This is a genomic window from Candidatus Clostridium eludens (assembly GCF_045310515.1).
In the GTDB taxonomy this organism is placed as follows: Bacteria; Bacillota; Clostridia; order Clostridiales; family Clostridiaceae; genus Clostridium_B; species Clostridium_B eludens.
On the sequence record NZ_JBJHZX010000081.1, the window covers coordinates 1 to 8,213 of the forward strand.

Annotated in this window: 11 protein-coding genes and 2 pseudogenes; 10 read left to right on the plus strand and 3 right to left on the minus strand. The window is 31.1% G+C overall.

The window, feature by feature from the left end:
- The coding region (locus ACJDU8_RS24530; RefSeq protein ID WP_406794814.1) for a hypothetical protein at positions 1-282 on the plus strand (282 nt) is incomplete at its 5' end.
- A gap of 212 nt (positions 283-494) precedes the next feature.
- On the opposite strand, the gene ACJDU8_RS24535 is transcribed toward ACJDU8_RS24530, so the two are convergent.
- Positions 495-1,109, minus strand: a complete 615-nt coding sequence (locus tag ACJDU8_RS24535) for an MntP/YtaF family protein (RefSeq protein ID WP_406794815.1) — start codon at positions 1,107-1,109, stop codon at positions 495-497.
- A gap of 443 nt (positions 1,110-1,552) precedes the next feature.
- Between ACJDU8_RS24535 and ACJDU8_RS24540 the strand changes: the two genes are divergently transcribed.
- Entirely contained in the window at positions 1,553-1,750 is a 198-nt protein-coding gene (locus ACJDU8_RS24540; protein WP_406794816.1) for an alpha/beta-type small acid-soluble spore protein, read from the plus strand.
- 77 nt (positions 1,751-1,827) lie between these two features.
- On the opposite strand, the pseudogene ACJDU8_RS24545 reads toward ACJDU8_RS24540, so the two are convergent.
- Positions 1,828-3,164 (minus strand): annotated as a pseudogene (locus tag ACJDU8_RS24545) (IS3 family transposase).
- A 35-nt stretch (positions 3,165-3,199) separates the two neighbouring features.
- Here ACJDU8_RS24545 and ssb point away from each other — a divergent pair.
- A pseudogene (gene ssb / locus ACJDU8_RS24550) lies at positions 3,200-3,538 on the plus strand (single-stranded DNA-binding protein); the annotation flags it as partial.
- Between the two features lie 181 nt (positions 3,539-3,719).
- On the opposite strand, the gene ACJDU8_RS24555 reads toward ssb, so the two are convergent.
- Positions 3,720-3,974, minus strand: a complete 255-nt coding sequence (locus ACJDU8_RS24555; protein WP_406794817.1) for a hypothetical protein — start codon at positions 3,972-3,974, stop codon at positions 3,720-3,722.
- Positions 3,975-4,337: 363 nt separating this feature from the next.
- Here ACJDU8_RS24555 and ACJDU8_RS24560 point away from each other — a divergent pair, with 363 nt between their 5' ends.
- The 7 genes from ACJDU8_RS24560 to ACJDU8_RS24590 all read left to right on the plus strand — a co-directional run bounded on the left by ACJDU8_RS24560 (position 4,338) and on the right by ACJDU8_RS24590 (position 8,096).
- Complete coding sequence (locus ACJDU8_RS24560; RefSeq protein ID WP_406794818.1) at positions 4,338-4,859, plus strand: hypothetical protein; 522 nt, start codon at positions 4,338-4,340, stop codon at positions 4,857-4,859.
- A 60-nt stretch (positions 4,860-4,919) separates the two neighbouring features.
- Positions 4,920-5,327: a hypothetical protein gene (locus tag ACJDU8_RS24565; protein WP_406794819.1), complete on the plus strand. Its 408-nt coding sequence runs from the start codon at positions 4,920-4,922 to the stop codon at positions 5,325-5,327.
- Between the two features lie 300 nt (positions 5,328-5,627).
- Positions 5,628-5,780: a hypothetical protein gene (locus ACJDU8_RS24570; RefSeq protein ID WP_406794820.1), complete on the plus strand. Its 153-nt coding sequence runs from the start codon at positions 5,628-5,630 to the stop codon at positions 5,778-5,780.
- Between the two features lie 15 nt (positions 5,781-5,795).
- Positions 5,796-6,116 (plus strand): hypothetical protein, encoded by a 321-nt coding sequence (locus tag ACJDU8_RS24575; RefSeq protein ID WP_406794821.1) that lies wholly within the window; start codon positions 5,796-5,798, stop codon positions 6,114-6,116.
- Positions 6,117-6,756: 640 nt separating this feature from the next.
- Positions 6,757-6,918: a hypothetical protein gene (locus ACJDU8_RS24580; RefSeq protein ID WP_406794822.1), complete on the plus strand. Its 162-nt coding sequence runs from the start codon at positions 6,757-6,759 to the stop codon at positions 6,916-6,918.
- A gap of 503 nt (positions 6,919-7,421) precedes the next feature.
- Positions 7,422-7,895, plus strand: coding sequence for a transposase (locus ACJDU8_RS24585; protein WP_406794824.1), 474 nt, complete (start codon positions 7,422-7,424; stop codon positions 7,893-7,895).
- Positions 7,896-7,934: 39 nt separating this feature from the next.
- On the plus strand, positions 7,935-8,096 hold the full coding sequence (locus ACJDU8_RS24590) for a hypothetical protein (protein WP_406794823.1): 162 nt from the start codon (positions 7,935-7,937) through the stop codon (positions 8,094-8,096).
- The last annotated feature ends 117 nt before the right edge of the window (positions 8,097-8,213 follow it).

Consider the following 8,213-nt stretch of genomic DNA (forward strand, 5'->3'; position numbering starts at 1 on the left):
TTATTTAGCTATAAATTTTATTCCAGCATAAAAAATGATATAAGGCCTATGACCATGAAAATAATAAGAAGAACCCTGGCAATTAGAGAAGGTGCAAGAGGTTTTATTGATGAGATAAAAACGAAAGTGCAAAATCAAGATAATATGTGTAATATAGTTCCTAAAGTAGATAAACAGAAAAACTTAAGAACTTTAGAAGAAGAACAAAGATGCACATTAGATAAAATGTCTGAGTTAAAAAAACAATTAGAAAGTTTATCTGAAAAAGTTGACAATTTTTAGTTTTAAAGAATAAGCTATATCTTAAAGTTAAAGGTGTCGATATCATTTTTATACATTTAAATTTTTGTAAATACCTACTTTTAGCTTCCGGCTAGGAGTCCTTTGTAGAGTCTGTATCGCTAAGGTCGAGAGAAGTAAAATAGGCAAACCTTAAGGGTTTCGGATAATCTAGTTTTCATTTTTGAAACCGAAAAATAGGTAAATACAAAATGTCAGTTAAGAAGTTCAATAATACCAAGGATTACTAGCAACATTTCTGAAATCAATGATGCATATTTACCCAAAAGTTTACCCAGTATATGATCACCTGTAGCTTGACCGAACATAATTGTAATAATGCTTAATATAAATGTAGCAATTACAGTGAAATAAATGCTAACTCCTGTTACGCTTGCAGCTATTCCAGTACCTAAGTTATTAAAGGTTAATCCAAATGCTACCAATAAAGCTTCTCTCATATTTATATCACCAGAGCAGTCTAAATCTGATTTTTCAGCATATTCAATCATATCATCTATGTTTTTTAATGCGAGCTCTTTTGATTTTGTATTGTTTTTGAGTTTTATTATGCTTTGAATTACAAAATATGCTCCCAAAATGATAATAGCTGCAACACCTAGAGCATTAGTTATAGAATGTGGTAAAAAATTTGATATTAATGTGCCAAATGACATAGATAAAAATGTTCCTGCAGATGTTACAATTGCTATTATGAGATTTGAAAATATTCCTATTTTTATATTCTTTATTCCGTAAGCAATTCCTACAACTACATTATCTAAATTAGAAGACAAGCTAAATAATAATACAGATAAAATTAATTTCATATATGTCATTCCTTTTTATTATTTACATTCTAATATATGAGCTATAAATGTTTATAGTGATAATAGTTTATAAAAAATTTTAAAAAGTTAGATGAATAGGATCTTATGAAATTATATTCTATATATTCCACAATTGAGATATATGAGATATATAAGGAAGATACAAAACCTCTAATTTGGTTTTAAGCAAAAAAGCTGACCCAAGGTCAGCTCAAAAATTTTGAAAGGAATAATGTTCCTTAGCAGTATGCCCAGAATTTTCAGGTCATATACAATGTATAGAAAATAATTTTAATTGGAATGTAGGATATCCTTTAAATATTAGATGAAAATTTTTATAAGTATTTTCTAAATATTCATCCAATTACCGGGAGTATTTTTTATAGGAATGTACAAACTTTAAGTATAGGCAGCAAAAATTACTATAAAAAGGAGTGTTGATTATGGCGTATAGTAGTAATAATTTAGTAGTGCCACAGGCTAGAGAAGCTTTAAATAAATTTAAGATGGAGTCAGCCCAAGAAGTTGGGGTAAACTTAAAGAATGGCTACAATGGAGATTTAACTGCCAGAGAAGCTGGATCCATAGGTGGAAACATGGTTAAGAAGATGGTTGAAGCCTATGAACAGGGTTTAAAATAAGTGAGATATGATAAAAAAAGCCTAGGGTAGATAAAAAAAACTGAGATGTACTCTTTGTCAAGGGCAATAAAAAAAGACTAGGCTAGATTAAGAAGATGATTTCTGTATTGAACAGGGGTCATCTTTTTTAATCCCCACTGATATCTATAGTTGTTATAGTAGAGCATATACTCGTCTATTTCTTGTTTAAGTGCATCTAAGGATTGGCAAGATTTTATGAGAGCTTCATCTTTAAAGTTACCGAAAAAAGACTCCTGAGGAGCATTATCTCAGCAGCTACCTAGTCTAGACATAGACTGGTTTAACTTATAGCTTTTAACTAAGTTCTGAAAGACAGGACTTGTGTAATGAGCACCTTGATCTAAATGGATGAATGCATCCCTAGCTAACTTTACTTGTGTATTGCTCATTAACTTATGTAGTGTGTCTGTTACTATATCTAGGGTTATCTTGTCAGAAAGATGGTATGCTAAAATCTCATTGGTTGAGCCATCTTTAACTGTTGATAAGTAAGATTTTCTGCCATTACCGTAAAACAAATAGGTTATGTCTGTAAGAAGTACCTTACCAGGTACATTCTGTTTGAATTTCCTATTTAATAAGTTAGGAAGCACTCTATGTTCCTTAGTTGCCTTCATCATTCTTCTATAAGGATTTGCCCTCCTAATGGGACAAACAATGTTATGTTTTTTCATAATCCTTCGGATGCGTTTCAAATTATATACGATTCCAAAATGACCTTCTAGTGTCATCTTGATTTGTCTTGCACCTTTTTTACGCATCTTAAAGTTAAATGCCTTCAAAATGATATCCCTAATCGAATCATCTTCCATATCACGTTTTTGTCTTGCCCGCTGAGATTTTGACGAGAAATAATTATAATATCCAGAACGCGATACTTCTGCAATCTCACATAAATAACTAATCATATTCCTCAATTTATACTTATCAACTATTGACCTGATAAGCTGAAATTTTTGCACTGATATTAATCTTACTTCTTTTTTATCATCCTCCTTTCCAACATATCGATTTTTTTTAGCAGTTCATTCTCAGCTTTCAATAATCTATTCTGCGCCATTAAACGTTCATACTTCTCTTGTAATGTAAGTTCCTTCTCTCTAGGTCTCCCTGAATTCTCTTTTCTAGTATCTTTAAGTCCAAGTACTCCTTGTTTTCTATATGCAGCATGCCATCTTTTACCTGATGATTTTACACGTTCCATTCCTAAAATGCTTATATCAAAACCACATTCTTCAAATATTTGTCTCGGAAACTTTCCTTTTTCATTCTCACTTACGAAAATATGCTTAAATTCATCGGTATAAGTAATTCCTTTCTCACTTACGTGCTTAACATAGGTATTGTTTGACAGCATTTCAATTTCTTCTTCTGAAAATATCTTATTACTCATCTTATCCACTCCTACTTTATCTGTTTCATTGTGACGGCAAAGCAGTTACAACTTTTACGTTAGCAGTTGAGAAAAAATTTTCCAAATCATCAGATGGAAAGAAGGAGGCTAATTTCATTCCAATAGTCGTATGGGGAAAGACAGCTGAGAGTTCAGCAAATTACTTGACTAAGGGCAGGCTTGCAGGGGTTGCTGGAAGAATACAAGCCCGGAATTATGAAAATAGAGAAGGTGCTAGGGTATATGTAACTGAGGTTGTAGCAGATGAAGTCCAGTTCCTTGAATGGGGAGATAAGAAGCCAAGGGCACAAAGTGGTAATGATGATTACGGGGAAGACTTAACTACGGTGGATGATGGTGATATTCCATTTTGAAAGGAAGAAATTTAATATGATTAGATGTAAGGTAATTAAAAGGTTTGTTACGTGAAGTTATTTTTTTGAGATGAGGAAGAGCAAAAAACATTTTACTAAAAGATAAATTGTAAATAGGTCAATCAAACCTAATTACAATTTATAATCAAGTAGGTTTATAGAAAAATATCATAAGTAAAAACTAGTATTTACTATCATGCTTGCCAATAGCAACCTTAATGGTGCCCATAATACAACCTTTAGCAAATTGTTTTCCAGCATTCAGCACGGGATGATTTTTTTGAAATTCTTTATTTTTTACATCCCAATTAGTATATTTTTCTACAGCATCAAATTTATCATCAGCAAATTCAATTAATCTTGCGGCTCCTTTTCCTACTACTTTTATATATGGTACAAGAATTTTTTCAAGTGGACTAAGTTTACTTTCATCCATGGTAACACCCCCAATACCTACAGTGTGCCATAAAATCTATAGAATGTAAATTCGAAATTTTAATTATCAAATATCATGAAAAATAAAACAATAAGGTATACAGTGCAAGTAAAAATGCCAAGACTCCAGCACATGAAAATGTAGAGTAATATTTAACAAAATCATTGATGATTTTAATGCTAAATACGGAGAATTTCTAAAAGGAGTTAGTCTGTATGCCAAAAATAGTTCTCTGGTAGCGACCAAGATAAAGTAATTAAAAAATTTGAAATTTGGAGTAATTCTAGATAAAATGCATGGCCGTGCCTCCAGACGTGGAGGCTAAAAAACAATGAATAAAGGACTTATAATTGACATTTTGGTATGCAGAAAGCCTTAAGTGAAGGAAACTATTCAATTATATTTGAAGAGTTCAAGCCAAGCCAAATGAGTGAATATAAAAATAAAATGATAAGTGAAATATTGAGAAACAGCTATGACAGGCACACAATTGATAAGGGTAATAGAAATCTAAAAGGTAATACAGTATTTGCACTTACAAGGCCGCTTATACTGGCAGGAGAACAAACATTTTTTAATGATGAAAAAGCGTTAAATGAAAGATCATGTATTATTTACTTTTCTAAGGGTAAAAGAACCAGAGAACATACTGCAGCTATGAATTGGATAATGAATAATCAGGATATTTTAAATAAGCTGGGTAGGAGTTTAATTGACATAGTTTTAAACATGTCAGTAGAACAATATAAGCAAATTAGAGAAGCTGAAGACAGTAAGATTGACGGATTAAAGGACAGATCTTTAAACACTGCAATTAATATATGTACAGGTATTGCCATACTAAATAGGCTGCTTAGTAAGTTTGGATTAAAAGAAGTGGAGTGATATAATTCTTTAGTTGCGGAGAATATTAGAAGTGAAGTTTTAGACAACATGGATGAGTCAATGTCTGAGATTGAAAATATATTGAAGCTTTATGACCAGATAATAGAGGACAATAGGATTATGAGCAGTGACTTGAAATATGCTTTGCAGCGTAAAAATGATGAAATATATATAAGGACAAGTGAAATGTTCAATCAAATACTTATATATATGAAAAATATAGGAGATAAAAAACCTATACTGGAGCTAAAAGATTTTAAGAAACAGGCAGTAATGGCAGGCTATATAATAAAATTATCAGGGAAGCAAATAAAAATAGACGATTCTAATATAAGGTTTGATTTATACAACATTAAAAAACTTCAAAAATTAGAGGTAAATTCAATATCTCCACTAGATGTAGTGGAAGTTGAATGGGAAAAAGGTGAGCAGCAAGTTATATATCCAGATGAATTCAACAATAAATAAAACAAGTAACTAAATTTATAAAAATGTTACTTGTTTGCTACCAAAATGTTACCTGCTTAAACGGCTATATATCTAGGCTTATATATATTTATATATGATTAGTAACATAGTAACATAAAAAAATATATATACGCGCACGTATGGGTCTGTATGTGCATAATAAAGATAGCTCTTATATTTTTAAAAAAATGTTACTTTGCTACTAATGCTTATAAAGCAAGTAAAATCAACGGTTGTAGCCGCAATATTAAATGTTACAGCATGTTACTAAAAATGTTACTAATTTAAAGGGGATGAAATATGAAGTTTAATATAAATGAAATCAATAGAGAAAGAATTGAACAGATAGAGTTGGACTTGAATAAAGAGTACCGTAAAGGCAGAAGAAAGGATAATTGTAAAATTCATGAACTGCTTAATGAAAAGGACAGACTTTTAAAGTTAATTGACTAGAGGAGGTTAGATATTATGGATTATATTAGAGAGACAGTAGAATACCTGAAAAACTATAATAATTTAGATATAGCAAGGCAAAACCTAAAAGATGAAATCCTTGAACTTGAAGAAGCCCTAAAATCAGTTGGCCAGATAAATTATTCACACATACCCCTTGGTAGCCAAATTAAGCTTCCAGGTGATAATACAATTAATAAAATGTTTAGATTGAGTAAGGCAAAAGAGGAATATAGAAGTACACTCATTACTATAAAACGAATGGATAAGGTTTTTAAGATATTTGATGAAACCAATCCTAAATTTTCTACAATACTTAAGGCTTATTTTTTATAGATCATCTGGTAGAGGAAGATATACTTAAACAGTTTAGTTACTCAGAAAGGCATTTAAGAAGATTAAAAGGAAAAGCACTCAGGGGTTTTGCAGTGCAGTTATTTGGGATAAAAACCCTGGGAGTTTAAAAGAGGATGTCCGTTTTATGGCCGGAAACTTGACAGGGTATATGATATAATGGAGCTAAGCGAAAGTAAAATTAATACCGAGTTTAATAGTGATTTATAGATTTTTGATACCAATAAAGGTACTTAGATAATTCTGGGTGCCTTATTTATGTTAAATGTTAAAGGAGGTTGTATTATGCTAACGAACGTGTCACCAGGGGCAAAGTATTTGTTAATTTATAGGTTTATAATCCGATCATGTTGGAGTAATGGGAGCATAGCTGTCATATACTGAAAAGTAAATGACATAAGTTAACGCATTTGAAATATAAACCGGTTAAATATTGACTATATTTGCAATAAATACTTTGTACTTCATGACACGGATACTCCTTCCGCCCCCATAAAGCAAGATATTACTAATAAAATAATACAATATGAAGCCGAATATAATATTAGTGTAAAAGAAGAGCTTATTAAAGTTCTTATAAATATTTTTTTAAATACTAAAGCATAAGGGGATTGAAGTACATTTGAAAAAGTATTGGGCAAGAGAAGTCAACAGATTAAAGAAAAAAGGTTATACAATCGAGGAAGCAATTATAAAAGTGAGTAAGAGAAAATTAGAATACGAAGGAAGAATGGATTGTTATTTCAGTTTAAAGGGAGCAATGTTATATGATAAATACAAATAAATCCACTCCATCAAATAAAAAAACAAATAGACTTAATAGAACCAATGCTAACAGGTAAAACAAAGGATCGTTTATTTTATCTAATTTATTGAATCTATTTTGCCCCTCATGACACGTTTGTTGGTATTAGTCTTACATGCTGTGGGTAATTTTATATAGTGTCTATGGTTGTGGGACACGTTAAATATAAACACAACCGCTAAATTATTTATAACGTTTAAAGAAATCAGGAGGATTTACCTTTATTTTGTAGAATTTTATAAAATAAAGGAGATGATAATATGCCTAAGAAAGAAATAAAAGGTAATTTAGGTAATAAAGTAAAAAATAAGCAGTATGAGAAGTTAGGCATAAAGAAAAACTCAACTGGAGATTTTGAGTATATAAATCCAGAAGATAGGGATAAATCAAAATATCAATCAGTAAGAAAGGAGCCTTTGAAATGGAGCAAGAGGTCCTTTTTTCATTTCCAAAACAAAATGAATAAGACGGGTGGTGAGTTTATGGGAAAATCAAAATGGCATACCATAAAAGATAAATTAATATTAGTTGAAGGTTGGGCAAGAGATGGACTCACTGATGAACAAATAGCAAAGAATTTAGGTATTCATGCTGCTACATTATATGAATATAAAAAGAGGTATTCCGAGTTTTCCGAGGCCCTAAAAAGAGGTAAAGAGGTAATCGACTTCGAGGTTGAAAATGCTCTCCTAAAAAGAGCTTTAGGATACTCATACACAGAAGTTATCAGAGAAAGAGTAATAAGGAAAGATGAACACGGAAAAGTATTAACTGACATACATGGTTTTCCCACTTATGATATGGTAGTTACAAAGACTGTTAAAAAAGAAGTTGTTCCAGATACTATAGCTCAAATATTCTGGTTAAAAAATAGAAAGCCTAAAGAATGGAAAGATAAGCAGGATGTAGAGCATAGTGGAAGTATAGGAGTGAAAAAACTTGAAGATTTCTTCTAAATAAGAAATTCTATTTTTATTAAAAAGGGAGTGGGAAATGTGGAAACAAGAGAAATTCCAAAAGAAAAATACAGGGGTAGCAAAAAACTAAACAAAGATGAATCAGGGAGGGGTGAAAACCTCTCCTTTTCTGATATAGAGAAACTTATGAGGCATGGAAGTTATAAAAGAATTAAGGGTGCTGTCAGACAGATAAAATAGAGAGACTTTTTATAACTCTCTAAAAAGGGGAAAATAATTGATTATGTTTTAACAAGTTGAAGGTACTTTAGTGCCTGAAACTAAAAACCGCCTGCTATGCGGGTGAGATTAAATGCT